The sequence below is a fragment of the Streptomyces sp. NPDC096339 genome (assembly GCF_044762985.1).
GTDB lineage: Bacteria > Actinomycetota > Actinomycetes > Streptomycetales > Streptomycetaceae > Streptomyces.
Genome location: NZ_JBIWFI010000028.1, coordinates 1 through 23,839 on the forward strand (window position 1 = coordinate 1; position 23,839 = coordinate 23,839).

The window sequence follows — 23,839 nt, forward strand, 5'->3', positions numbered from 1 at the left end:
GCAACGGCGCCGCGCCGGACCCCGCAACGGGACAGGGCAGTGCGAGTGCGGCACGGCCGCCGGGGCTCCGCCCCGGACCCCGCTCCTCAAACGCCGGAGGGGCTGAGGGTGCCGCCAGAGTGGCTGAACAGGCCTCGGGCGGGGCAGGGTGCCGCGCCGGAGGAGCCGAGGGTGCCTCCGCAAGGGCCGGGGATGCCACCAGCGGGGCCGGGTTCGCGCCCGGCAGGGGAGCGGCGCCGGGTTCGGGGCGGAGCCCCGGGTCCATGGTGGTCATACGGCCGCCTCCGGGGCCGGAGTCGCCGCCTGGCCGGCACAGACCGTGCCCGGGGCCAGGGCCGGGGCCGGGCCTGTGGCCGGGCCTGTGGCCGGGGCCGGGCCTGTGGCCGGGGCCGGGGCCGGGCCTGTGGCCGGGGCCGGGCCTGTGGCCGGGGCCGCGGTCGGGGCGACGGACCAGGTCGGGCTGGTCCAGTGGCCCGGGACACGGGCCTCCGCCGGCTGCGCGAACGGCACCTCGCCGTCCGGGCGCGCCCCGGAACCCCGGGCCAGCAGCCACAAGTAGATGTCGCGGAAGGCGCCCACGTTCTGCTCGACGGTGAACAGCTCCAGCGCCCGCGCCCTGGCGGCCGCGCCCAGCCGCTGCGCCCGCTCCGGGTCCCGCAGCAGCGACAGGCACGCGTCGGCCAGCGCCCGCGGATTGCGCGGGGGCACGACGAGCCCCGTGCCGCCGATGACCTCGCACACCGCGCCCACGTCCGTCGACACGGTGGCCCGGCCGCTGAACATCGCCTCGGCCAGGGTGATCGGGAAGCCCTCGATCACCGAGGACAGCACGGCGATCCGGCCCGCCCCGTACGCCTCCGCCGAGGACGCGGCGTCGGGTCCGCCGATCTCCTCGAAGGTCACCGGGTTCTCCCCCACCGTCACGGCGTCCGCGGCCTCGTCGGGGAAGAGCTGCGCCGCCAGCGAGCGGCAGTCGGCGAGGTAGCCGGGGGCCACGGCGGTGGCGAAGATCCGCAGCCGGGTCCCCGGTTCGGCCCTGCGGACCTCGGCGAAGGCGTGCAGCAGCCCGACGAGGTCCTTCGCGGGCTCTATCCGGCCGACCCAGACCAGGGTCCCGGGGTCCCCGCAGTCCACGGACTCCCCGACGGTGGCGAATCGGTCCGCCTCCATACCCGGGTAGACCGTCCGCACCCGCTCCCGCGGGGCTCCGCACCGCTCCTGCCAGCGCCGGGCGTGCGCGTTGCCGGGGGTCAGGAGGTCGGCCCGGGCGTAGATCTCGCCGGCCAGCCGGAGGTGGAAGGCGGCGAGGAGGGCCCGCACGGCGGGCCGGGAGCCCTGCCGCCGCTCCAGGTAGTGGGAGCGGAGCTGGACCCCGTACTCGGTGACCAGCAGCGGGACCCCGAAGAAGCGTTTGGCCAGCAGCCCGGGGATGGCGGCCACCCCTCCGGCGGCCGCGTGGCAGACGTCGACCTCGCCGAGGCTCCCGTGCCGGCCGTCCTCCTCGTACCAGTCGAGGGACAACGGCCGCAGCATGCGCTCCAGTTCGTCGACGAACTCCAGCAGGTCGACCACCTGCGCGGCCTGTACGGCGCGGCTCGCGCCCGGCGCCCGGCAGGCGGACTCCAGCAGCCGCACCGCGGACTCCGATCGCAGCGCGGCGTACAACCCGCCCTGGTCGCGGCCGAGTTCGGCGAGCCCGTACAGCCCCTCGGCGAAGGGCCCGGCCTCGTCCGCGCAGATGCCGCGGACCAGCTCCCCGAAGCAGTCGGCGAACCGTCGCCGCTCGCGCCGGGAGTACGTCCGCCCGTCGTCCGCGGGGGCCCACAGGGGGGCCGTGCGGACCTGGGTGACGTGGTCGGGGAGCGGTACCCGTGCCCGCTCCTGCTCGGCGTCGCGGCTCAGCGCGTACAGCTCGAACTCGTGCTGCGGGAGCCCCCGCACGAGCCGGTCGCACCAGAGTCTGGCCTCGCCCGTCGCATACGGATAACCACCTTCCGTGAGTAGTCCGATCCGCACGAGTGGCACCCCCGATCTCCCGTTTCAGGCGGTCGCCGTCGGTCTGGAGACCCGCCGCGGAAAACTCAAGCGGATATGCCGAAGGCGCGACGGACGGTTGTCCGTCGCGCCACCGGAAGGGGTGAAGAGTCGTAACTTTCGCCTTCGGTTCGCGTTCGAGCACGCTAAGAAGAGCGTGGGCGACCACGCGTGCGCCGCCTTCCGCTCCGACCGCCGCCGGGCCGCCGGTTCGGGTTCCCGAGACCCCTCACCGCCCGAAGGTGATCGCCCGCGGGAAGAGAGAACACCTGGGCGCGGTCATGGCGTGGTGGTGCGACATGCGGAGAACGACTGCCTGTGCTCGGAAGGACCGTCGACCCCGATCAGCACGTGACGTCAATTGCCGGGAAACACCCACGGGTTGGGCTTGCACTGGATTCCGTCGATGTCGAGGGACTTGGTCTGCTGCTGCATGATCGGGGCGAGGGCGCCGGGTGTCTTGCAGTTCACGTGCCCGTGTCCGAGCCGGTGGCCGACCTCGTGGTTGATGAGCATCTGGCGGTAGTTGAGCATCTGTTCGGGGCCGTACGTCGGCGAGCCCTGCGCCCAGCGGAACGCGTTGATCATGACCCGCTCGGTGGACGCGGAATCGCAGGAGACGTTGTCGATGGTGGTGTCGAGCCCGGATTTGGCGCACCACTTGCCGGTGGTGCCGGGGCTGGCGAGGGTGATCACGAAGTCGGCCTCGCCGCCCGGCACCCGCTCGAAGGTCATCGCGCCACCGTGGCCCCAGCTGCGGTCGTCGTTGAGGGTGCGGTGGACGGCCTCGGCGAAGAGCGCCGGGTCCAGGCCGAGGCCCTGTTCGACGTCGACGCGGTAGCGCACGACCTTGCCCTTGCCGGGGGCCTTGGCGACGCCGGGCACGGTGTCGAAGGTTCCGGGCCCGGTGAGCTTCGCGTCGATCGGCAGCTGCTGGGCCATCTTCTGCTCGTAGGTGAGCTCCGGCGCGGCCGGTGCCGCGGGCGCCGCGGCGACGGGGGCGGGGGCGTGCGCCGTCGGGCTGTTGGCGTCGGAGCCGGCCTCGGCCGGGGCCTTGCCGGGGGCGGCGAGCGCGTCCGGTTTCGCGCCCTCGCCGTCCGAGGCCATCTGGACGGCGACGACGACGGCGAGGGCGGTGGTGACGGCCGCCGCGGCCATGCCGGTGTACGTCCAGGCCTTCCGGCCGCGGCCGGCGCCGGGGCGCTCGGCCTCGGGAACGGCGGGATCGCCGGGCGTGCGCGGCCCGGGCACGCGCACCCTGCGGTGCGAGCCGGTGGAGGTGACCGCGTCGGGCGCGGGCCCGGCCACGGGAGCAGGCGTGGGCGCGGGAGCGGGAGGCGCGAGGGTGACCTGCGGGAAGCCCACCGCGGGCGTGCCGAAGGCCGGGGTGTCACTGTCCAGCAGGGCCGTCGGCGCGGCGGCCCTGGTGCTCGGCACCCCGCGCCAGTCCCCGTACACGGGGGCCGGGTCGGGGCCGGCTCCCCAGGCGCCACCGTGCTCGTACTGCTGGGGATGTCCGCCGGCCCGCACGTCCTGGGGCACGTACCCGTGGTGGGTGACGGTGGGTTCGGGCCGGCGCCGCGCGCCCGGTTCCCCGGAGCCGTATCCGTACGTCCCGAACTCGTACTCGTACTCGTACCCGAGCTGCGGCTCCGGGTGCGCCGGCGCGGGGGCCGGCGCCGGATCGGGCACCGGCGCGGGGGCAGCGGCCTTGCGACTATGTCGTCCCACGGTCCTCAGCCCTCGGTGTCTTCGGTGTCCCGGAGGAGCTCCCGGAAGGCGTCTGCCACCAGCCCGGGGTACTCCATCATCGCCACGTGCCCGGCGTCGGGCAGCGTCAGCAGCCGCGAACCTCGGAAGGACGCGGCCGCCCTGCGCGCCATACGGTACGAGACCAACTGGTCCCGGCCGCCGTAGACGAGCAGGGTCGGGGCGAGCACGCGCTGCGCCTGGCGCCACAGGCCGTGCTGCCCGCCGAGGGTGTAGGCGTCGACGATCCCGCGAGAGGACCTGGTCATGGCGTCCCAGAAGTACGGCAGCTCCATCCGCCGCTCCATCTCCGCGACGGCGTCCCGGAACCCTTCGGGACTCACCCGGGAGGGGTCTCCGTAACAGAGGTCCGTCACTCCTCGGGTGCGCTGTTCGGCACTCAACCCCCGGGTCATCCGGCTGAAGAGCGCCGCCACGCCGGGTACGGCGAGCAGCGCGGTCGGCACGGCGCCCTTCTGCACGCGCAGCTCGGGCAGGGCGGGCGAGACCAGCGTCAGGGTGCGCACGAGGTCGGGCCGGACGGCCGCGACCCGGGTGGAGACGGCGCCGCCGAGGGAGTTCCCGAAGAGGTGCACCGGGCCGCGTCCGGCGGCGTCGAGGTGGCGGATGACGGCGCGGGCGAACCCGGTCACGGAGTAGTCGCGGTCGGCGGGCGGCGGGGACCAGCCGAAGCCGGGCAGGTCGACGGCCTCGCCGTCGACGGTGTCCGCCAGCTGTCCCATGAGGGCCGACCAGTTCTGCGAGGAACCGCCGAGTCCGTGGACGAACAGCGCGGGCGGCAGGTCGGTGCCCAGCGGCGGGCGCACCCGGAAGTTGAGCTCCAGACCGGGCAGCACGACGGTCCGCGACCGCTCCCCTTCGGCCACCGGGGCCGCTCCCACCAGGGACGACAGCTCGGCGGTGGATCGTACGCCCGGCAGCTCCGTGGAAGACATGCGGGCAATGTTACGAGACGATCACGCCCGACCTCCTGTGTTCGCGGTCACAGAAGTGTGCAGATCCGTTTGACCTCCTCCCTCACTCATCCGTGAAGGATCGCCTCCCTGGCGTCCGCGTACGGTGCGCCTTGAGTCGGGTTCCTGGTTCCTTCCCACATGAGTGGGGGTTGCGCGCTCCGCCGGGACAGGTCCTGGTCTTACATGCGCTCCGCAGGCGTTCACCTCGCCCGTTGCCGGGTGAGGGCCCCAGGTCCTGGGGTGGGTGGTGCCGCTCCTAAGGCGTCGTCGCGCGGATGCGGCGCCCTTCTCGACTGATGGCTTGGTTCTCGCGGATCAGCTTGGTGGACAGTTTGTGATGGAAGTCCTTGCGCGCATCGGCGACCTGCGCGTGAGCGCGAGCCACCTTGATCCGCTGCCTGGCCCGGTTCCGGCTCCCCTTCACCTTGCGGGACAGCCTGCGCTGCTCCCGCTTGAGCTTCTTCTCCGCTCGCCGCAGGAAGCGGGGGGACCGGACCCGGGAACCATCCGCCATCACGGCGAAGTGCGTCAGACCCAGGTCGACACCTTGATCCGCCTCCAGGGACGGAAGGAGCTCGGCCGCCGGATCCGTCTCCACGACGAACGAGCAGAAGTACCGGCCAGACGCGTCCTTGATCACCGTCACCGTGGACGGCACCGAGGGAAGCGAGCGAGACCAGCGCACCTGTACGGGACCTGTCTTGGGGAGGTTCAGTTTCCCGTCCGGGGTGATCGACCATCGGGCGTTCGCGGTGCACCTGACGGCCTGCCGACTGTCCCGCTTCGACTTGAACCGCGGCTCACCGACACCCTGCCCCTTGCGGCTGCCCTTGAGGCTCGCGAAGAAGTTGGAGTACGCCGCGTCCAGGTCCCGCAGTGCCTGCTGCAGCACCACCGCCGACACCTCCCCAAGCCAAGAACGCTCGGGGGTCTTCTTCGCCTCCGTGATGAAGCGCTTCGACAACTCGGTCGACTTCACGAACGGCAAACCCGCCGCCCGGGCGTCTTGTCGTGCCCGAAGACAATCGTTGAACACCACCCGTGCACACCCGAACGCCCGGCCGAGCGCGATGCGCTGACCGGGGCCCGGCTCAATCCGAAACGAGTAGCGGAGTTGCATGGCGGCGACGCCAGTCCCGGCGACCCGCGACTCCTACGCCAAGACCAGAAAAGGCCGACAAAACATCTTTTCAAGTAGCAAACGCTTGTTTTCTCAGCCTGCACTGCCAGAGTGTGATCAGACTGAAACCCAAGCTCCAGGTCCCGTGAACAGCGCAGTAGCGGCACATCCGCGATCCTCCTAGGCTCATAGGTGAACCAAGGAAGCGAGGGGAGCGGCATGACTGTCGACCCTGCGGAGCCGGACACCTTCCGGGAGGTTGAGTTCCCTGACGCGGAGGCGCCCGAGGCGGACGTGGCGGAACAACTGGCCGAATTGCAGCCGGGCGAGGACGACCCGCTGGGCGGCGGGGAGCGGGGCGAGGCCGCCGACGGCGACGCCGCCGAGCAGGCGCGGGTGGTGCCGCTGGACGAGGACGACTACCGCTGAGGGGCCTTCGGCCGGCCCGTCACCGACCTGGGACCGACCCCTGACCGACCGCTGACCAGCGCGTCCGACCGGTCCGTACCGCGAGAAAACTCGGCTTGAACCCTCCAGATTCGGTTACCGAAAAGTACGATGGCGGCGCGGCGCAGAGCGCACTGTGTTCATAGAGAAAGTGGGAGGCGGCGTGACAGCCATCGAGCAGACCGAGGCAGCGCGTCCGCGGGGCACGCGACTGCCGCGCCGAGCCCGGCGCAACCAGCTGCTGGGCGCGGCCCAGGAGGTTTTCGTCGCGCAGGGTTACCACGCGGCGGCGATGGACGACATCGCCGAGCGCGCCGGGGTGAGCAAGCCGGTGCTGTACCAGCACTTCCCGGGCAAGCTCGACCTCTATCTGGCGCTCCTCGACCAGCACTGCGAGGCGCTGCTGCTGGCCGTGCGCGGCGCACTCGCGTCGACGACGGACAACAAGCTGCGCGTCGCGGCGACGATGGACGCCTATTTCGCGTACGTGGAGGACGAGGGCGGCGCCTTCCGTCTGGTCTTCGAGTCCGACCTGACGAACGAGCCGGCGGTGCGCGAGCGCGTCGACCGGGTCTCGCTCCAGTGCGCCGAGGCCATCTCCGACGTGATCGCCGAGGACACCGGCCTGTCCAAGGACGAGTCGATGCTGCTCGCCGTGGGTCTGGGCGGGGTCTCGCAGGTCGTGGCGCGCTACTGGCTGTCCAGTGAGAGCCCGGTCGCCCGCGACACGGCGGTCGGCCTGCTGACCTCCCTCGCGTGGCGCGGCATCGCCGGGTTCCCGCTGCACGGCACGGAGGGCGCGGGGGCCTGAGGGGTCCGACGGGGCTGACCGGCCGTTGTTCGCTGCGAGCGTGTCCGGTCAGCGCAGTCCGCGTCCCCTCTCCGGGCTAATGTGGACCGCGTACGGCGCGGCTGATCGCGCGAAACGGACCGTCGGAGGGACAAAGCCGTGGAGGTCAAGATCGGCGTGCAGCACGCACCCCGGGAGATCGTGCTGGAGAGCGACCTGAGCGCCGAGGAGCTGGAGCGCATCGTCGCCGCCGCGCTGTCCGGCTCGGAGCCGCTGCTGAGCCTCACCGACACCAAGGGCCGCAAGGTCCTGGTGCCGTCCGACCGCCTGTCGTACGTCGACCTGGGCGAGCCGGCCGCACGCAAGGTCGGTTTCGGGAACCTCTGAGAGGCATCCGGAAGGCGCGGAGAACTGAGCGAAACGGCCCGGTGGTTGATTCCACCGGGCCGTTTCCCTTTCTTCCGCTTCGGGTAGTACGGCAGTGACCCGGTTTGCCCCGACGTTTCGGAGGGACCCATGCTGCTGATGGAAGCGCTCGGCTCTGCTCTGCTGGGCCTCGCCCTTTCCGCGACAGCCGCGAGAGCGCTGGCGCAGCGGCTGCCCTCCCCGAGGACCGTCCTGGTCAGCGGAGTGCTGGGGGCGCTCTTCGGGGCGTATCTGACGCACTTCGCGCTGGGCCCCGGGCACAACACGCTCACGGCGACCTTCGTCGGTGCGGTGCTCGTTTCGGCGGTGGTGCTGTCGCTGCTGCTCCGTCCGGCCGCAGGGCCCCGCAGGCAGTCCCACGGGACTCCGTTTTCACTTCCGACGCGGGGCTGACGAACGATCCCGTAAGAGGCGTCCTCGACGAGGCGGAGGCCCCGGTGCGCCGTGACGCGCGCCGGGGCCTCGGTCTCGTACGGGTACCGCTCAGGCGGCGAGCCCCAGGGCCGCCATGCGCTTGGTGTGGGCCTTGGTGATGCGGGTGAACATCTCGCCGACGGCCGCCAGGTCGAAGCCGGCCGCCATTCCGTCGACCCCGCCGACCAGCATGGTGGACAGCGCGTCGCGCTCGGCGACCACGCGCTGGGCCTGCGAGAGGGCCTCGCCCATCAGCCGGCGGGCCCACAGGGCGAGCCGGCCGCCGCAGCGCGGGTCCGCCTCGATCGCGGCGCGGACCTTCTCGACGGCGAAGTTGCCGTGGCCGGTGTCGTCGAGCACGCCGACCACGAGGGCGCGGGTGTCGGTGTCCAGGTGGCTGGCGACCTCGCGGTAGAAGTCGCTGGCGATCGAGTCGCCGACGTACGCCTTGACGAGGCCCTCCAGCCAGTCCGACGGCGCGGTCTGGCGGTGGAAGTCGTCGACGCCCTTCGCGAAGGGCTCCATGGCGGCGGTGGGCTCGACCTCGATGGCGGCGAGCCGGTCGCGCAGGCGCTCGAAGTGGTGGAACTCGGCGGAGGCCATGGCGGCGAGCTCGGCCTTGTCGTCGAGGGTGGGCGCGAGCTTCGCGTCCTCCGCGAGGCGCTCGAAGGCCGCGAGCTCGCCGTACGCGAGGGCGCCGAGCAGGTCCACGACGGCGGCCCGGTACTGCGGCGAGGCGGAGGCCGTCGCCCAGTCCTGGGCGGCGATGCCGACGGCTTCGGCGGGAGTGCTGTCGTCGGCGGGCGAGGCGTTTTCAACGGTCGACATGCTCCGCACAATAGCCCGCCGAAAGGCGCGCCAAGTCACCACGCCTACTCACTGCCAGGACACCTAAACGCGTCGACCCGGTGAATTCACCCGACACACCTGCGCGAATCCGGGGTACAGTGGTAATGCGCTTGCCGAATACTCGGCGGCGCATCCGAATGAGGATGCCCGGTCGGTGGCCCGATCGGCTCCAACCGACCGCCCTCGGCGTGGTGAGTACGTTCATGCGTACCGCCGCCAACGAGGGGCCCCCTCAGCGGCAGATGCGCTTGAGCGAAGGCCAGTGGTCCCGCGCAGCTTCGTACGTGGCAGTACTGCAAGCACGGCACGGTACGACCCCCCTCGCCGCCTCGCGCCGCGTCTCACAGAAGAGGCAGCACCCTGACTACGTTCCGAGAACTCGGGATCTATCCCGAGACGGCCGAGGCCCTTGAGGCCGTCGGCATCGTGTCCCCCTTCCCGATCCAGGAGATGACCCTCCCCGTCGCCCTTTCCGGCACGGACGTCATCGGCCAGGCGAAGACCGGTACCGGCAAGACGCTCGGTTTCGGCCTCCCGCTGCTGGAGCGGGTCGTCGTCCCCGCGGACGTCGAGGCCGGTCGGGCCAGGCCCGACCAGCTGACCGACGCCCCGCAGGCGCTCGTGGTGGTTCCGACCCGCGAGCTGTGCACCCAGGTCACCAACGACCTCCAGACCGCGGGCAAGGTCCGCAACGTCCGCGTCCTCGCCATATACGGCGGCCGCGCGTACGAGCCCCAGGTCGAGGCGCTCAAGAAGGGCGTCGACGTGATCGTCGGCACCCCGGGCCGCCTGCTGGACCTGGCCGGGCAGCGCAAGCTCGACCTGTCCCACGTCAAGGCCCTCGTCCTGGACGAGGCCGACGAGATGCTCGACCTGGGCTTCCTGCCCGACGTCGAGAAGATCATGAACCTGCTGCCCGCGCGGCGTCAGACGATGCTGTTCTCGGCGACCATGCCGGGCGCGGTCATCGGCCTGGCCCGCCGGTACATGTCGCAGCCGACGCACATCCGCGCCGTCTCCGAGGACGGCGAGGGCGCGACCGTCGCCAACATCGCGCAGCACGTCTTCCGCGCGCACAACATGGACAAGCCGGAGCTCGTCTCCCGCATCCTGCAGGCCGAGGGCCGCGGGCTGGCCATGATCTTCTGCCGTACCAAGCGCACGGCCGCGGACATCGCCGAGCAGCTGGAGAAGCGCGGCTTCGCCTCGGGCGCCGTCCACGGCGACCTGGGCCAGGGTGCGCGCGAGCAGGCGCTGCGCGCGTTCCGCAACGGCAAGGTCGACGTGCTGGTGTGCACCGACGTCGCCGCGCGCGGCATCGATGTCGAGGGTGTGACCCACGTCATCAACTACCAGACGCCGGAGGACGAGAAGACCTTCCTGCACCGCGTGGGCCGCACCGGCCGCGCGGGCAACAAGGGCACCGCCGTCACCCTGGTCGACTGGGACGACATCCCGCGCTGGCAGCTGATCAACAAGGCGCTGGACCTGGACTTCCACGACCCGGTCGAGACGTACTCCACGTCCCCGCACCTGTTCGAAGAGCTGAACATCCCGGCCGGCACCAAGGGCATCCTGCCGCGCGCCGAGCGCACGCGGGCGGGCCTGAAGGCCGAGGAGCTGGAGGACCTGGGCGAGACCGGCGGCCGCGGTGGCCGTGGCGGTCGCGGTCCGGCCGCAGCCGCCGTCGTGACGGAGGAGCGCCCCGCGCGTACCCGTACGCCGCGCCAGCGTCGCCGTACCCGTGGTGGTTCGGAGGTCGGCGCCGAGGGCGTTGCCGCCGGACCCGTGGCCGAGGCCCCGCAGGTCCCGGCGGCTCCGGCCGCCGACGAGCCGCGCAGGCCGCGCCGCCGCCGTACCCGTGTGGGCACGGTGCCGGCCCAGGCCGTGGAGGCCGCTCCGGTCGCCGTTGCGGCTCCGGTCGTCGAGGCGCCCGCGGTCGAGGTTTCCGTGGTCGAGGAGGCTCCGGCCAAGCCGAAGCGGACCCGCACCCGCAAGGCCGTCGCCGAGGCCCCCGTGGCCGCCGTGGTCGAGGCCTCCGCCCCGGCCCCGGTCGCCGAGGAGGCTCCGGTCGCGCCGAGGCGTACCCGCAAGCCCACCCAGCGGTCGGTCATGGCCGATGTGGTCCCCGTGGTCGACGAGGCCCCGGTCGCTCCGCGTCGTACCCGCGTCCGCAAGGTCGTGGCGGCCGCGCCCGAGCCGGACTTCCAGATGGCCCCGCCGGTGGAGCCGGTCCCGGCCCGCCGTACGCGGACCCGCAAGGCCGCCGAGGCCGCTCCGGTCGCCGCCGAGGCCGTCGTCGTGGCGGAGGAGGCTCCGGCCAAGCCGAAGCGGACCCGCACGCGCAAGGCCGCGGCCGCTCCGGTCGCCGAGGCCGCCGCGGTGGCCGAGGAGGCTCCCGCCAAGCCGAAGCGCACGCGCACCCGCAAGGCCGCGGCCGCTCCGGAGGCGTAAGCGCCCCCGGTTCCCGTGCCTCACCCGACGGCCCCGGTCCCCTTTCGAGGGGGCCGGGGCCGTCGGCGTACCCGGGCCCCCTCCGCCCCCTACGGGCCGGTAACCTCGGGCCATGAGCAAGCCTCCGCGCCTCACCCTGCCGTCCGTCGCCCGCGGGTACCTCCTCACCACCGCCCGCGGCGGGTTCGCCGTGCACGAGGCCGGTGCGCCGGTCCGCGGCACCGCCCTGCTGGTCCCCGGCTTCACCGGGAGCAAGGAGGACTTCATCGGCCTCCTGGAGCCGCTGGCCGCCGCCGGGTACCGGGTGGTCGCCGTCGACGGGCGCGGCCAGCACGAGAGTCCCGGCCCGCGCGAGGAGGCCCCGTACGCCCTGGAGGAGCTGGCGCAGGACGTCCTGGCGCAGGCGGCGGCGCTCGGGGCGGGGCCGGTGCACCTGGTCGGGCACTCGCTCGGCGGGCTCATCTCGCGCGCCGCCGTGCTGCGCGACCCGTCGCCGTTCGCCTCGCTGACCTTGATGAGCAGCGGACCGGCCGCGATCTCCGAGGAGCAGCAGGCGCGTACGAAGCTGCTGGTCGCCGCGCTCGAAGCGATGGGCGACGACATGCCCGGCATCTGGGCGGCGATGCGCGCCCACGACCCCGAGGACGCCGTCCCGGACTCCCCCGAGCTGGCGGAGTTCCTGCGCGGGCGGTGGCTGGCCACCGTCCCCGAGCAGCTGATCGTCACGGGCCGGGTGCTGATCTCCGAGCCGGACCGGGTGGACGAACTGAGCCGGACCGATCTGCCGAAGCTGGTCCTGTCCGGCGAGGTCGACTACGCCTGGCCGGTGCCGCTGATGGACGAGATGGCGCGACGGCTGGGTGCGCGGCGCGTGGTCGTACCGGGTGCGGAGCACTCGCCGAACGCGGAGTCCCCGCAGGTCACGGCAGGTGCGCTGACCGCCTTCTGGGACACCGCCGGGGACCCCCGTACCCACTAGTACTTAGCCAGCCGAAAAATTTCTTTAGCGTAGGGAATGATTGCGGCTTACTCTTCGTTAACACCTCTGCAAGGAGAACACCGACGAAGGGAGAAGCCCGTGCGCTTCGAGATTCTGCGCCTGGACGACGTCGACGGGACCGCCGTGGACAGCACCGTCGTGGACGCGTCCTCCGTCAACCGGATCGTGCAGCAGGCCGCGGCCGTCGGCCAGCGCATTCTGATCCGACCGGCCGAGAGCGCGTCCAACTGACGCTCGCGCGATACGTTCACGCCCCCGCACCGATCACGGTGCGGGGGCGTTCGCATGTGCGCGGATCCTCGTGCGGACCCTCGGCTCAGGAGCCGTGGACCACCTGCAGCACACCGTTGATGATCTGCTGGACGGCGATCGCGGAGAGCATCATGCCGGCGAGGCGCGTCACGAGGACCACGCCGCCGTCCTTGATGACCCGGATGATCACCAGCGAGTAGCGCATCGTCAGCCACAGCACGACGTGCATGGCGGCGATCGCGGTCCAGACGGAGAGCTGCCCGCCGAACCCGTCGGCCTTCTGCACGGCGAGGATCACGGACACGATCGCACCGGGCCCGGCCAGCAGCGGCATGCCCAGCGGGACCAGGGCCACGTTCACGTCCTTGGTCTGCTTCGGCTCGTCGGTCTTGCCGGTGAGCAGGTCCAGGGCGATGAGCAGGAGCAGCAGACCACCGGCGATCATCAGCGCCGGGACGGAGACGTGCAGGTAGTCCAGGATCTGCTGGCCGCAGAGACCGAAGACGGCGATGACGCCGAAGGCCACGCAGACCGCCTGCCAGGCCATGCGGCGCTGCACCTTGGCGGGACGACCGGAGGTCAGGGCGAGGAAGATCGGAGTGATCCCCGGGGGGTCCATAATCACGAAAAGCGTGAGAAATAGGGATCCGAAGACGGCGAAATCAAACACAGTGATGCCTTGCAGGTGAGGGGTGTCGCGAAATGGGGCTACCGCGCAGAAGAGCGGAAGGAAGTACCGGAGTACGGGAGTACGGAGTACGGGAGGGGTGGAGCGGGCAGGCCGGAAGGCCGTCCGTCAGCGCTCGCGTCCGCCGGCGCCGGGCACCGGGAAGGCCCCGGTCGCGCGGCGCGTGATCTCCCCGTAGATCTCGGGGTCGGTCGTGTACTCGCCGAGCCGGCAGGTCTTGCGGCTGCCGTGGTAGTCGCTGGAGCCGGTGGTCAGCAGCCCGAGCTCCGCCGCCAGGCCGCGCAGCCGGGCGCGGGTGTCGGCGTCGTGGTCCATGTGGTCCACCTCGATGCCGTCCAGGCCCGCGGCCGCCAGCTCGGCGATCGCGGCCTCGGGCACGCACTCGCCGCGCTTGACGGCGAGGGGGTGCGCGAAGACGGTGACCCCGCCGGCCGCCTTGACCAGGCGGATGGCGTCGAAGGGGTCGAGCTCGTGCTTCTCGGCGTACGCGCGGCCGCCGTCGGCCAGCCAGTCGGGCGTGAAGGCGTCCGACACGGTGGGCACGACGCCCAGCTCGACGAGCGCGGTGGCGATGTGCGGCCGCCCGACCGAGCCGGCACCGGCGATCCGGGCCACCTGCTCCCAGGTGACGTCCACGCCGAGGGCCTGGAGCTTGCCGACCATGGTCTGCGCGCGGGGGGTCCGGTCGTCCCGGACGAGCTCCCGCTCGCGGGCGAGCTCCGGCTCCTCGGGGTCGAAGAGGTACGCGAGCATGTGCATCCCGACCCCGTCGAGGCGGCAGGACAACTCGGCGCCCGTGACCAGCGTCAGCCCGGCAGGCACCGCGGCGATGGCCTCGGCGTACCCGCCCACGGTGTCGTGGTCGGTCAGCGCGACCACGTCGAGCCCCGCGGCGGCGGCATTGCGCACCAGCTCGGCGGGGGTGTCCGTACCGTCGGAAGCCGTGGAGTGGGCGTGCAGGTCGATGCGCACAGCCGGGCTCCATGGGTCGTACGGACGGGGGGACACTCCAGGATAACCGCGCCGAGGCCTCCGCCCGGCCGAGGCGGCTTCCTGCGGAGCGGGCCGGGGTGGGCGGCCCGTTCCGCTCGCCGCCGCCCGACCTTCGAACCGTGGGTCCTGGCGGCGCCCCGCCCTCTCCGGCACCCGCCGGGTCCCTCCAACCCGTCCGGCGCCCGAGGCCCGGATCCCTCCTCTGAGGGGGTCCCCATCCAGCCCCGCCGGCGTTTGAGGCCCGCGTCTCCCTCCAGCCTCGCCGGCGTTTGAGGCCCGGGTCTCCCTCCAGCCTCGCCGGCGTTTGAGGCCCGCGTCTCCCTCCAGCCTCGCCGGCGTTTGAGGCCCGCGTCTCCCTCCAGCCTCGCCGGCGTTTGAGGCCCGGGTCTCCCTCCAGCCTCGCCGGCGTTTGAGGCCCGGGTCTCCCTCCAGCCTCGCCGGCGTTTGAGGACCGGGGTCCGGGGCGGAGCCCCCGGGTCTTTTCAGCCCGTCCGGCGTTTGAGGACCGGGGTCCGGGGCGGCGCCCCCGGGTCTTTTCAGCCCGTCCGGCGTTTGAGGACCGGGGTCCGGGGCGGAGCCCCGGGGAACGGTGGAAGGGCGGGTAGGGGACGGCTCCGCGCAGCGGCACCCCCGGGGCGGCCCGCACGCGAGGGGCCGTCGGGGCCGGGCGCGCGCCGGGGCACCTCCTCGGGCGTCGAACCTGCAGAGGCAGCGGACATGTACGACGTGGCTGCGTTCGACGCCCTGCGGGGGCGCCCCACCGCACACCCGACCCCGACGGCGCGGGAGTGCGGGGGCTGCGGGGACACCCCGGCGGGACGGTACGGGGTCGCGGGGGACCCCGACGGCGCGGGAATGCGGGGGCACCCCGGCGGGACGGTACGGGGCGCGGGGCGCAGCCCTACGCGGGGCCCAGGATGCGGGGGCTGAGGGCCCCGCACGGAAGGAGCTCGACCTCCGCTCCCGCGTCGCGGAGGTCGGTGAGGACGAGCTCGTCGTACATCAGGAGGCCGGTCTGCTCCGGCCACACGATCGCCCACAACCACAGCCCCCGCGCCTCGCCCGCGAAGACGGCCCGGTCGTCGGGGGCCTTGCTCAGGTGCCACAGCGGTGTCGGGCGGCCCGCGGCCACGACCTTGGCGTGGGGCGGCGCCGATACGTCGATGTGCGCACCGGGGTCGGGCCCGTCGATGCCCGCGTACCGCGCGCCGAGGCCCACTCCCAGCTCCTCCGCGACCAGGACCAGCTCGCCGATGCCGCCCAGCGGCCCGGGGCCCGAGCAGGCCACGGCCGTCGCCCGGCCCCCGTTGCGGTCGTCACCTGCGGACGCGATCCCCGTGAACAGCCACCCCACCGGAAGCGGCCAGGGCATCCACACCGGCACCTGAGCCCGGTGCACCACGACGCCCAGCGCCTCCACGCTGGGCGGGATGACCGGTTGCAGGGGGTGGACAGTGCCGTGCAGGGCGCACTGCCAGGAGTCGGAGAAGAGTCCGGGCGCCCTGACCCGGCCACCGCACTTCGGGCAACTTGGTTCACCCCTCATAAGAAGCCACGCTCCTCCCCGCCCGCCCGCCCGTCAAGGCTGGCTCACCCATCCGAGCCGCCGGTGCGGGGTCAGTCCAGTGCGACCGCGCTGCGCAGCGGGTCCCGCAGATCGGTTCCGCGGGCGAGCCAGCGTTCCTGGAGGGCCGCGGCGCCGTGCACGCGTTTCCAGGCGGCCTCGTTCGCCGTCATCGGCAGCAGGGGCAGGAAGCGGACCGGTTCCATGGGCTCGTCGAGCTCCAGGTCCTCCACCAGGCCCCCCGGTTCGGCCACGAGCACGGAGCTGAAGGCGGCCCCGTCCCAGAGCGGTTCGCCCACGTCGAGCGAGGCGCCGGGGGCCACGATCAGACCCTCGACCTGGGGGGAGGCCGCCAGCACGGCGAGCGGCCGGAGCAGTTTGTCGGTGGGCGCGAGTCCCGCTCGTACGGTCAGCACGAGCTCGGCGCGCGGCCCGCGTACGGGGTCGGCGACCATGTCGGTCGGGTCGGTCATCGGGTTCGCGGACATCCCGAGGGTCGCGTACCGCACGAGGTCTCCCTCGGCGAAGCGGAGTACCTCGATGCGGTCGGTGCCCAGGAAGGTGACGGCGGCGCGGGCGTCGGGTTCACCGAACGCGGTGCGCAGCCGGGCCTCGACGAGGGCCAGAATTTCTGCCATGGAGCGAGCATAGAACTCGTATCAGGCGGGTAAAGGGCGGGTCTTGACCATCAGTCGGCTGATAGTGTTGACAGCTGGTTCGGGCCGCACGCAGAAGCGTTGTTTCAAGGCTCTGGACGACAGGACGTCTCTCACGGGGGACCGGCCGGAGGAGGTGGGGCTGCGATGGATCGAAGTCGATCGTGCAGTACCAATCGCTCTTCCGCTTCCCTGACGCACTGATTCAGTAGAAGAGCGACGGCAGAACGTCCCTGTCCTCCCGTCTTGTTCCTTCCGCCTGCCCGGGCCCAGCCGCCCGCGCGCCCGGAAGGTCTCCCACCCGTACGGTCCGCAGCCGTGCGCGAGAAGGAGCCTGCCATGTCGATGCTGCCCTACCTGCGTGCGGCCGTCCGTCCGTCGCTCCGCAAGTCCACCCCCGTCCAGCCGGGCTACGACACCACGCGCGACCCCTCCGCCAGCAGCGCGGTGGTCGACTGCGCCGTGTACCGGGGCGGCCGACGCGTACAGGGAACGGCCTGTCTGACGCCCCGTGAGGCGATCCGCCGGGTCCGCGAGGACGGCGGTTTCGCCTGGATCGGCCTGCACGAGCCGACCGAGGCCGAGTTCGCGGGGATCGCGGCCACCTTCGGGCTGCACCCGCTGGCCGTGGAGGACGCGGTGCACGCGCACCAGCGGCCGAAGCTGGAGCGGTACGACGACACCCTCTTCACCGTCTTCAAGACGATCCACTACGTGGAGCACGACGAACTGACCGCCACCAGCGAGGTGGTGGAGACGGGCGAGGTGATGTGCTTCACCGGCCCCGACTTCGTGATCACCGTCCGGCACGGCGGCCAGGGCTCCCTCAAGGGACTGCGCCACCGCCTCCAGGACGACCCGGACCTGCTGTCCAAGGGCCCCTCCTCCGTCCTGCACTCCATCGCCGACCACGTGGTCGACGGGTACATCGCGGTCGCGGCCGCCGTCCAGGACGACATCGACGAGGTGGAGAGCGCCGTCTTCGCCGCCCCCGCCAAGGGCGTCACCCGCGGCGGCGACGCGGGCCGCATCTACCAGCTCAAGCGCGAGGTGCTGGAGTTCAAGCGGGCCGTGTCGCCGCTGCTGCGGCCCATGGAGCTGCTCAGCGAGCGCCCGATGCGGCTGGTCGACCCGGACATCCAGAAGTACTTCCGTGACGTCGCCGACCACCTCGCCCGCGTGCACGAGCAGGTGGTGGGCTTCGACGAACTGCTGAACTCGATCCTCCAGGCCAACCTGGCGCAGGCGACCGTCGCCCAGAACGAGGACATGCGCAAGATCACCTCGTGGGCGGCGATCATCGCCGTGCCCACCATGATCTGCGGGGTGTACGGGATGAACTTCGATCACATGCCCGAACTCCACTGGAAGTACGGCTACCCGATGGTGATGGCCGCCATCGTCGCCAGCTGCTTCACCATCCACCGGGCCCTGCACCGCCACGGCTGGCTGTGAAATTCTGACGATCATGAAAAAGAACCAGCTGGGGCAACTCATCGGTGGCCTCTTCGGGCTGGCCTTCATACAGGCCAACGCGGGCGCCCTGCCACAAGCACTGTCCGTCCCCCTCCGAGTGGTCGCCGTCGCCGCCTTCCTCGGCCTCTTCCTGTCGATACGCCGCAACAGCGGCGAGCCCGCGCCGGGAGCGGACTTCGGCCGGAACTACCGGTACGTGGTGGCCGCCGAGGTGATCGCCGGATTCGGCGGGGCGGCAGTCCTGACCAACGTCCTGGACACCCCGCGGGCGACGGTGGGCTGGATCGCCCTGGTCGTGGGGGTGCACTTCTTCGGGCTGGCCGTCGTGTGGCGCATGCCGGCGCTGCACGTGCTCGCCACGGCGATGTCCGTGTGCGGGGCGGCGGGGATGGCACTGGCGATCGGGGGCGCATCGGCCGCCACGGTGGCGGCGGTCGCCGGGGTGGCCCCAGGCGCACTGCTGCTCGCCGCCGCGTGGCGGGGCGCCGCCCGCCCGGCGGTGGCCGCGTAACCTCCCCTACTCTGTGCGCATGACTCTCAGCACGCTCGACCTGGCCCTCGTCGAGGAGGCCACCAAGAAGTCCGGCCTGATCTGGGTCCGCGGCGCCGGAGCGGACCGCGCCCTGTGGCACGCCTGGGTGGACGGCGCGGCGCACGTGCTGGGCGACGGGCCCGGCGAGCAGCCCTTCCCCGCCCTGGCGGACGGTGCGACGGCCGAGGTGACCGTGCGGAGCAAGGACAAGGGCGGCCGACTGGTCGCCTGGACCGCGACCGTACGGGAACTGCCGCCGCGCGGCGAGGAGTGGGCGGCGGCGGTCGCGGAGCTCAAGGGCAAGCGGCTGAACGCGCCCGACTCGGAGGACATGACGGAGCGGTGGGCGCGGGAGTGCCGGCTGCTGCGGCTGGAGCCGCAGGCCGTCGGCGCCCTCCCTGACGGGTCCCTGGCCGCGGCCCCCCTGGCCTCCCCGGCCATCACCCGCCGCCCGATCCCGGCGCACCTCCCGAAGCTCCTCCTGAAGCGCCGCAAGTCCCGCCCGTAGGCTCCCGCCGAGGTCCGCTGTGCCGCGCGCCCGGCGGGCCGGCCCCGCAGGACCTCGAACGCACGTGCCCGGCGGGCCGGCCCAGTACCACCCCCGCACCGCCGGGCCCGAGCGCCCGCCGGGGTGTCCTCGCAGCCCCGCACTTCCGCGCCGGCGGGGTCGGGTGTGCGGTGGGGCGCCCCCGCAGGGCGTCGAACACAACCACGCCGCACATGTCCGCCGCCTCCGCACGTTCGACGCCCGAGGAGGTGCCCCGCCGCACGCCCGACCCCAACGGCCCCTCACGTGCGGGCCACCCCCGGGGTACCGCTGCGCGGAGCACTCCCCTACCCGCCCTTCCACCGTTCCCCGGAGCTCCGCCCCGGACCCCGCGCCTCAAACGCCGGCGAGACTGAAAGCGCCGGGACTCGGACACCGGACGGGCTGAAAGACCCGGGGGCTCCGCCCCCCAAACCCCCACGCCTCAAACGCCGGCGAGGCTGGATGTGCCCGGGCCTCGAACGCCGGCGAGGCTGGAGGGGGACGCGGGCCTCGGACGCCGGCGGAGCTGGAGTTGCCCGGACTCGGGGACCGTCCAGCCCCGCCGGCGTTTGAGGCGCGGGCGCGGAGCGCCGTACGGGTGACGGCGGCCGGCAACCCCCACGGCCGCGCCGCGCAGCGGGCCGCGGGCCGCGGGCCGCGTCAAGACGCCCGCCGCCCCGCGAGGCTACGGCTTCGTCGGGTTGGAGCCCTGACCCGCGCCCTTCGACGGCGCCGCGGAGGTCCCGTCCGCCTTCTGGTCCTTCGTCGTCGGCAGCTGCGTGCCGTAGTCCACCGTCTGGTCCTGCGCCGGCGGGTCCAGCGGGAAGGTCTTGCCCCACTCCCCGAGCTCCACCCGCCCGGCACCCCCCGCGCGTTCCATGAGCAGCGGGTACGGGGTCCCCTCCAGGGACACCGAGAGCTTGCCGCCCTTGCCCTCCGCCGCCGTGATCTGCACGGCCTGGGTGTGGCCGACCTTCGTGTAGGAGCCCTTGGCGAGCTTGCCCTCCAGGCCGAGCAGCCCGTCCAGCAGGACGTGCATGTCGGTGAAGCCTCGGAACTGCTTGTACGTGGGGTCGCTCTCCGGCACCTTCACGTACTTGTCGCCGAGCTTGCCCGCCGAGTCGGACTGCCCCCAGAACGCCGCGCTCGCCTTCAGGTACAGCTGCTCCCCCACCCGCAGCAGCTGGAAGGTGTCGTCCTTCGACTTCACCTCGCCGGAGCCGCCGTCCGACTTCAGCCGCATGTCGAGGGTGAAGGACTTGCCGCCGCTCACCAGCGTGCCGGACAGGTGCACGGAGTCGGCGCCCGTGGCGGCCGCCTTCGCCTTGTCCTCGATCTTGTCCGCGGACAGCTTGCCGACCCCGTTCGTCCCCTCGTCCGGGTCCTGGCCGCAGCCCGTGCCGGTGACGGCGAGTCCCGCGCACAGCGCACCGATGAACGCGGCCCGGCGCAGGCGCACGGCAGGGAAGTAGGCGGTCACGGGCAAGTGCCTCTCGTCGTGCGGGCGTGCGGGGCGGTACGGGGCGTAAGGGCCTGTCGGCCTGTCGGCATGCGGCTGCGAGCAGCAGGCAGCGTACCTGGCGCCGCGCCGCCCGCCACGACCGCGCCCCGGCTACCCGCGCGGACCGCCCCACCAGGACGCTTGCACCGGGCACGGGCTAGCCTGAGGGGCGGCAGGACTGTTGATGGACGCGTCTGGAGGCGCTCGGATGGCTGGTGGCGCCCCGCGGATCTTCGTCTCGCATCTGTCGGGTGTACCCGTCTTCGACCCCAACGGCGACCAGGTCGGCCGGGTCCGCGACCTGGTGGCGATGCTCCGCGTCGGCGGACGGCCGCCGCGCCTGCTGGGCCTGGTGGTCGAGGTGGTCAGCCGGCGCCGGATCTTCCTGCCGATGACCCGCGTCACGGGCGTGGAGTCCGGTCAGGTGATCACGACCGGGGTCGTCAACATGCGCCGCTTCGAGCAGCGCCCCACCGAGCGGCTGATCCTCGGCGAGCTGCTGGACCGCCGGGTGACGCTGACCGCGACCGGCGAGGAGGTCACGGTCCTGGACGTGGCCATCCAGCAGCTGCCGGCCCGCCGCGACTGGGAGATCGATCGGATCTTCGTACGCAAGGGCAAGGTCGGGGCGTTGCGCCGCCGCGGCGAGACCTTGACCGTGGAGTGGTCGGCGGTCACCGGCTTCTCGCTGGAGGAGCACGGGCAGGGCGCCGAGAACCTGGTCGCCACGTTCGAGCAGATGCGCCCCGCGGACGTGGCGAACGTCCTGCACCACCTGACGCCGAAGCGGCGCGCCGAGGTGGCCAACGCCCTCGACGACGACCGCCTCGCGGACGTCATGGAGGAGCTTCCCGAGGACGAGCAGGTGGAGATCCTCGGCAAGCTGAAGGAGGAGCGCGCCGCCGACGTCCTGGAGGCGATGGACCCGGACGACGCGGCCGACCTGCTGTCGGAGCTTCCGGAGGACGACAAGGAGCGGCTGCTGACCCTGATGCAGCCGGACGACGCGGCCGACGTGCGGCGCCTGCTGTCGTACGAGGAGAACACGGCCGGCGGCCTGATGACCACGGAGCCGATCGTGCTGCGCCCGGACGCGACGGTCGCGGACGCGTTGGCCCGCGTACGGCAGTCGGACCTGTCGCCGGCGCTGGCGGCGCAGGTGTACGTGTGCCGGCCGCCGGACGAGACGCCGACGGGCAAGTACCTGGGCACGGTGCACTTCCAGCGGCTCCTGCGCGATCCTCCGTTCACGCTGGTGAGCTCGATCGTGGACACGGACCTGCCGCCGCTGCGTCCGGACGCCTCGCTGCCCGTGGTGACCAGCTACCTGGCCGCGTACAACATGGTGGCGGTGCCGGTGGTCGACGAGAGCGGTTCGCTGCTGGGCGCGGTGACGGTGGACGACGTACTGGACCACCTGCTGCCGGACGACTGGCGCGAGAAGGACTTCCACTCCGAGGAGGCCGTGGGTGGCCACTGAACGGGGGCGCGGCGAGAAGGAGCAGGCGCGCGAGCGACGCCGGGAGCAGATCCGCGAACGGCGCGAGCGGGCGCGCGCGCAGGCTCGGGAGCTCGGGCTGACGGTGGAGTCGGGCGAGCGGGCGGAACGTTCCGCCTTCGAACGGGGCGAACGGGCGAAGGCGGCCTCGGCGACCGGTTCGAGCGCGCTCACGCGGTCGCGGGTCCGGCTCGACGTGCCGCGGCCGTCGCGGCGCCGGCTGCTGCCGGAGTACGACCCGGAGGCGTTCGGGCGGCTGTCGGAGCGGGTGGCGCGGTTCCTCGGCACGGGCCGGTTCATCGTCTGGATGACGGTCGTCATCATCGCCTGGGTGCTGTGGAACATCTTCGCGCCGGGGCACCTGCGGTTCGACGAGTACCCGTTCATCTTCCTGACGCTGATGCTGTCGCTGCAGGCCTCGTACGCGGCTCCGCTGATCCTGCTCGCGCAGAACCGGCAGGACGACCGGGACCGGGTCAACCTGGAGCAGGACCGCAAGCAGAACGAGCGTTCCATCGCGGACACCGAGTACCTGACGCGGGAGATCGCGGCCCTGCGGATGGGTCTGGGCGAGGTCGCGACGCGCGACTGGATCCGGTCCGAGTTCCAGGACCTGATCAAGGAGATGGACGAGCGGCGGCTATTCCCGCAGGAACGTGACGAAGGCGACCGCTGAGGCTTTCCTGAGGCCTGCTACCGAGCCGTACCATCGGGGCATGGCTACCGACACAAGCTCCGCCGCCGACGCCGTCGTGCCCGAGCAGGACGCGATCCTGGACGCACTGGCGACGGTGAACGACCCCGAGATCCACCGGCCGATCACCGAGCTCGGCATGGTGAAATCGGTGGAGATCGGCGACGGCGGCGCGGTCGCCGTCACCGTCTACCTGACCGTGTCGGGCTGTCCCATGCGCGAGACCATCACGCAGCTGGTCTCCGAGGCCGTCGGGAAGGTCGCGGGAGTGACCTCCGTCGCGGTCACCCTCGACGTGATGAGCGACGAGCAGCGCAAGGAGTTGGCGGCCACCCTGCGCGGCGGCACCGCCGAGCGCGAGGTGCCCTTCGCCAAGCCGGGCTCGCTGACCCGCGTGTACGCGGTCGCGTCGGGCAAGGGCGGCGTGGGCAAGTCCTCGGTCACCGTCAACCTGGCCGCCGCGATGGCGGCTGACGGCCTGAAGGTCGGCGTGGTCGACGCGGACATCTACGGCCACAGCGTGCCGCGCATGCTGGGCGTCGACGGCCGCCCCACCCAGGTCGAGAACATGATCATGCCGCCGTCCGCGAACGGCGTGAAGGTCATCTCCATCGGCATGTTCACCCCGGGCAACGCGCCGGTGGTGTGGCGCGGCCCGATGCTGCACCGCGCGCTCCAGCAGTTCCTCGCGGACGTGTTCTGGGGCGACCTGGACGTGCTGCTGCTGGACCTCCCGCCGGGCACGGGCGACATCGCCATCTCGGTGGCCCAGCTGGTCCCGAACGCCGAGATCCTCGTGGTCACCACCCCGCAGCAGGCCGCGGCCGAGGTCGCGGAGCGGGCCGGCTCGATCGCCGTGCAAACCCACCAGAAGATCGTCGGCGTCGTCGAGAACATGTCGGGCCTGCCGTGCCCGCACTGCGACGAGATGGTCGACGTGTTCGGCTCGGGCGGCGGCCAGAAGGTGGCCGACGGCCTGACGAAGACGGTCGGCGCGACCGTCCCGGTGCTCGGCTCCATCCCGATCGACGTGCGCCTGCGCGAGGGCGGCGACGAGGGCAAGCCGGTCGTCCTGGCCGACCCGGACTCCCCGGCCGGCGCGGCCCTGCGCGCGATCGCCGGCAAACTGGGCGGCCGCGCCCGAGGCCTCTCGGGCATGTCCCTGGGCATCACCCCGAAGAACAAGTTCTAGCGCC

22 protein-coding genes and 1 pseudogene are annotated in these 23,839 nt (G+C 72.5%); 13 read left to right on the plus strand and 10 right to left on the minus strand.

Annotated features, from left to right (window positions below):
* Positions 1-270: 270 nt before the first annotated feature.
* The 4 genes and pseudogenes from ACIQ5Y_RS28345 to ACIQ5Y_RS28360 form a co-directional block, all read right to left on the minus strand.
* Positions 271-2,016, minus strand: a complete 1,746-nt coding sequence (locus ACIQ5Y_RS28345) for a DUF3492 domain-containing protein (protein WP_403886388.1) — start codon at positions 2,014-2,016, stop codon at positions 271-273.
* Positions 2,017-2,391: 375 nt separating this feature from the next.
* On the minus strand, positions 2,392-3,765 hold the full coding sequence (locus ACIQ5Y_RS28350; protein ID WP_403886391.1) for a DUF3152 domain-containing protein: 1,374 nt from the start codon (positions 3,763-3,765) through the stop codon (positions 2,392-2,394).
* Between the two features lie 5 nt (positions 3,766-3,770).
* A complete protein-coding gene (locus ACIQ5Y_RS28355) occupies positions 3,771-4,739 on the minus strand; it encodes an alpha/beta fold hydrolase (protein ID WP_403886392.1) in 969 nt (322 codons plus the stop codon).
* Between the two features lie 292 nt (positions 4,740-5,031).
* A pseudogene (locus ACIQ5Y_RS28360) lies at positions 5,032-5,880 on the minus strand (RNA-guided endonuclease InsQ/TnpB family protein); the annotation flags it as partial.
* 219 nt (positions 5,881-6,099) lie between these two features.
* Between ACIQ5Y_RS28360 and ACIQ5Y_RS28365 the strand changes: the two are divergent.
* The 4 genes from ACIQ5Y_RS28365 to ACIQ5Y_RS28380 all read left to right on the plus strand — a co-directional run bounded on the left by ACIQ5Y_RS28365 (position 6,100) and on the right by ACIQ5Y_RS28380 (position 7,936).
* A complete protein-coding gene (locus ACIQ5Y_RS28365; RefSeq protein WP_384757370.1) occupies positions 6,100-6,309 on the plus strand; it encodes a hypothetical protein in 210 nt (69 codons plus the stop codon).
* 181 nt (positions 6,310-6,490) lie between these two features.
* Entirely contained in the window at positions 6,491-7,138 is a 648-nt protein-coding gene (locus ACIQ5Y_RS28370; RefSeq protein ID WP_376662071.1) for a TetR/AcrR family transcriptional regulator, read from the plus strand.
* 138 nt (positions 7,139-7,276) lie between these two features.
* On the plus strand, positions 7,277-7,504 hold the full coding sequence (locus tag ACIQ5Y_RS28375) for a DUF3107 domain-containing protein (RefSeq protein WP_403886394.1): 228 nt from the start codon (positions 7,277-7,279) through the stop codon (positions 7,502-7,504).
* Between the two features lie 129 nt (positions 7,505-7,633).
* Positions 7,634-7,936, plus strand: a complete 303-nt coding sequence (locus tag ACIQ5Y_RS28380) for a hypothetical protein (protein ID WP_403886397.1) — start codon at positions 7,634-7,636, stop codon at positions 7,934-7,936.
* 90 nt (positions 7,937-8,026) lie between these two features.
* Here ACIQ5Y_RS28380 and ACIQ5Y_RS28385 read toward each other — a convergent pair whose 3' ends face one another.
* Complete coding sequence (locus tag ACIQ5Y_RS28385) at positions 8,027-8,785, minus strand: ferritin-like fold-containing protein (RefSeq protein ID WP_403886400.1); 759 nt, start codon at positions 8,783-8,785, stop codon at positions 8,027-8,029.
* Positions 8,786-9,256: 471 nt separating this feature from the next.
* Between ACIQ5Y_RS28385 and ACIQ5Y_RS28390 the strand changes: the two genes are divergently transcribed.
* From ACIQ5Y_RS28390 to ACIQ5Y_RS28400, 3 genes are all read left to right on the plus strand, one after another.
* Positions 9,257-11,260, plus strand: a complete 2,004-nt coding sequence (locus ACIQ5Y_RS28390) for a DEAD/DEAH box helicase (protein ID WP_403886403.1) — start codon at positions 9,257-9,259, stop codon at positions 11,258-11,260.
* 112 nt (positions 11,261-11,372) lie between these two features.
* Positions 11,373-12,239 carry an alpha/beta fold hydrolase gene (locus ACIQ5Y_RS28395; protein ID WP_403886406.1) on the plus strand — a complete coding sequence of 289 codons (867 nt, stop codon included), beginning with the start codon at positions 11,373-11,375 and terminating at the stop codon, positions 12,237-12,239.
* Between the two features lie 99 nt (positions 12,240-12,338).
* A complete protein-coding gene (locus ACIQ5Y_RS28400; RefSeq protein WP_365165459.1) occupies positions 12,339-12,491 on the plus strand; it encodes a hypothetical protein in 153 nt (50 codons plus the stop codon).
* An 85-nt stretch (positions 12,492-12,576) separates the two neighbouring features.
* Here ACIQ5Y_RS28400 and ACIQ5Y_RS28405 read toward each other — a convergent pair whose 3' ends face one another.
* From ACIQ5Y_RS28405 to ACIQ5Y_RS28420, 4 genes are all read right to left on the minus strand, one after another.
* A complete protein-coding gene (locus tag ACIQ5Y_RS28405) occupies positions 12,577-13,182 on the minus strand; it encodes a MarC family protein (RefSeq protein WP_403886409.1) in 606 nt (201 codons plus the stop codon).
* Positions 13,183-13,308: 126 nt separating this feature from the next.
* Positions 13,309-14,172, minus strand: a complete 864-nt coding sequence (locus tag ACIQ5Y_RS28410; RefSeq protein ID WP_403886412.1) for a PHP domain-containing protein — start codon at positions 14,170-14,172, stop codon at positions 13,309-13,311.
* Positions 14,173-15,094: 922 nt separating this feature from the next.
* Entirely contained in the window at positions 15,095-15,739 is a 645-nt protein-coding gene (locus ACIQ5Y_RS28415; RefSeq protein ID WP_403886415.1) for a DUF6758 family protein, read from the minus strand.
* A gap of 71 nt (positions 15,740-15,810) precedes the next feature.
* On the minus strand, positions 15,811-16,395 hold the full coding sequence (locus ACIQ5Y_RS28420; RefSeq protein WP_384753870.1) for a suppressor of fused domain protein: 585 nt from the start codon (positions 16,393-16,395) through the stop codon (positions 15,811-15,813).
* Between the two features lie 357 nt (positions 16,396-16,752).
* Between ACIQ5Y_RS28420 and ACIQ5Y_RS28425 the strand changes: the two genes are divergently transcribed.
* The 3 genes from ACIQ5Y_RS28425 to ACIQ5Y_RS28435 are packed head-to-tail and all read left to right on the plus strand — an operon-like array spanning position 16,753 to position 18,929.
* On the plus strand, positions 16,753-17,868 hold the full coding sequence (locus tag ACIQ5Y_RS28425; protein ID WP_403886419.1) for a magnesium and cobalt transport protein CorA: 1,116 nt from the start codon (positions 16,753-16,755) through the stop codon (positions 17,866-17,868).
* Positions 17,869-17,881: 13 nt separating this feature from the next.
* Positions 17,882-18,400, plus strand: a complete 519-nt coding sequence (locus ACIQ5Y_RS28430; protein ID WP_403886422.1) for a hypothetical protein — start codon at positions 17,882-17,884, stop codon at positions 18,398-18,400.
* A 19-nt stretch (positions 18,401-18,419) separates the two neighbouring features.
* Entirely contained in the window at positions 18,420-18,929 is a 510-nt protein-coding gene (locus tag ACIQ5Y_RS28435; protein ID WP_403886425.1) for a hypothetical protein, read from the plus strand.
* 706 nt (positions 18,930-19,635) lie between these two features.
* On the opposite strand, the gene ACIQ5Y_RS28440 is transcribed toward ACIQ5Y_RS28435, so the two are convergent.
* Positions 19,636-20,430: a hypothetical protein gene (locus ACIQ5Y_RS28440; RefSeq protein ID WP_403886427.1), complete on the minus strand. Its 795-nt coding sequence runs from the start codon at positions 20,428-20,430 to the stop codon at positions 19,636-19,638.
* Positions 20,431-20,659: 229 nt separating this feature from the next.
* On the opposite strand from ACIQ5Y_RS28440, the gene ACIQ5Y_RS28445 reads away from it, so the two are divergent.
* The 3 genes from ACIQ5Y_RS28445 (at position 20,660) to ACIQ5Y_RS28455 (ending at position 23,835) form a co-directional block, all read left to right on the plus strand.
* A complete protein-coding gene (locus ACIQ5Y_RS28445; protein WP_385365623.1) occupies positions 20,660-21,931 on the plus strand; it encodes a magnesium transporter MgtE N-terminal domain-containing protein in 1,272 nt (423 codons plus the stop codon).
* A 97-nt stretch (positions 21,932-22,028) separates the two neighbouring features.
* Positions 22,029-22,625, plus strand: coding sequence for a DUF1003 domain-containing protein (locus tag ACIQ5Y_RS28450; RefSeq protein ID WP_403886622.1), 597 nt, complete (start codon positions 22,029-22,031; stop codon positions 22,623-22,625).
* 40 nt (positions 22,626-22,665) lie between these two features.
* Positions 22,666-23,835, plus strand: coding sequence for an Mrp/NBP35 family ATP-binding protein (locus ACIQ5Y_RS28455; protein WP_403886432.1), 1,170 nt, complete (start codon positions 22,666-22,668; stop codon positions 23,833-23,835).
* Positions 23,836-23,839 lie beyond the last annotated feature (4 nt).

What these genes read in the sequence shown, in the direction of transcription:
- ACIQ5Y_RS28430 (WP_403886422.1), top strand. Translation starts at nt 17,882, where the DNA reads ATGAAAAAGAACCAGCTGGGGCAACTCATCGGTGGCCTCTTCGGGCTG.
- ACIQ5Y_RS28435 (WP_403886425.1), top strand. Translation starts at nt 18,420, where the DNA reads ATGACTCTCAGCACGCTCGACCTGGCCCTCGTCGAGGAGGCCACCAAG.
- ACIQ5Y_RS28390 (WP_403886403.1), top strand. Translation starts at nt 9,257, where the DNA reads ATGACCCTCCCCGTCGCCCTTTCCGGCACGGACGTCATCGGCCAGGCG.
- ACIQ5Y_RS28415 (WP_403886415.1), bottom strand. Translation starts at nt 15,739, where the DNA reads ATGAGGGGTGAACCAAGTTGCCCGAAGTGCGGTGGCCGGGTCAGGGCG.
- ACIQ5Y_RS28380 (WP_403886397.1), top strand. Translation starts at nt 7,634, where the DNA reads ATGCTGCTGATGGAAGCGCTCGGCTCTGCTCTGCTGGGCCTCGCCCTT.
- ACIQ5Y_RS28395 (WP_403886406.1), top strand. Translation starts at nt 11,373, where the DNA reads ATGAGCAAGCCTCCGCGCCTCACCCTGCCGTCCGTCGCCCGCGGGTAC.
- ACIQ5Y_RS28355 (WP_403886392.1), bottom strand. Translation starts at nt 4,739, where the DNA reads ATGTCTTCCACGGAGCTGCCGGGCGTACGATCCACCGCCGAGCTGTCG.
- ACIQ5Y_RS28425 (WP_403886419.1), top strand. Translation starts at nt 16,753, where the DNA reads ATGTCGATGCTGCCCTACCTGCGTGCGGCCGTCCGTCCGTCGCTCCGC.
- ACIQ5Y_RS28365 (WP_384757370.1), top strand. Translation starts at nt 6,100, where the DNA reads ATGACTGTCGACCCTGCGGAGCCGGACACCTTCCGGGAGGTTGAGTTC.
- ACIQ5Y_RS28385 (WP_403886400.1), bottom strand. Translation starts at nt 8,785, where the DNA reads ATGTCGACCGTTGAAAACGCCTCGCCCGCCGACGACAGCACTCCCGCC.
- ACIQ5Y_RS28445 (WP_385365623.1), top strand. Translation starts at nt 20,660, where the DNA reads ATGGCTGGTGGCGCCCCGCGGATCTTCGTCTCGCATCTGTCGGGTGTA.
- ACIQ5Y_RS28455 (WP_403886432.1), top strand. Translation starts at nt 22,666, where the DNA reads ATGGCTACCGACACAAGCTCCGCCGCCGACGCCGTCGTGCCCGAGCAG.
- ACIQ5Y_RS28420 (WP_384753870.1), bottom strand. Translation starts at nt 16,395, where the DNA reads ATGGCAGAAATTCTGGCCCTCGTCGAGGCCCGGCTGCGCACCGCGTTC.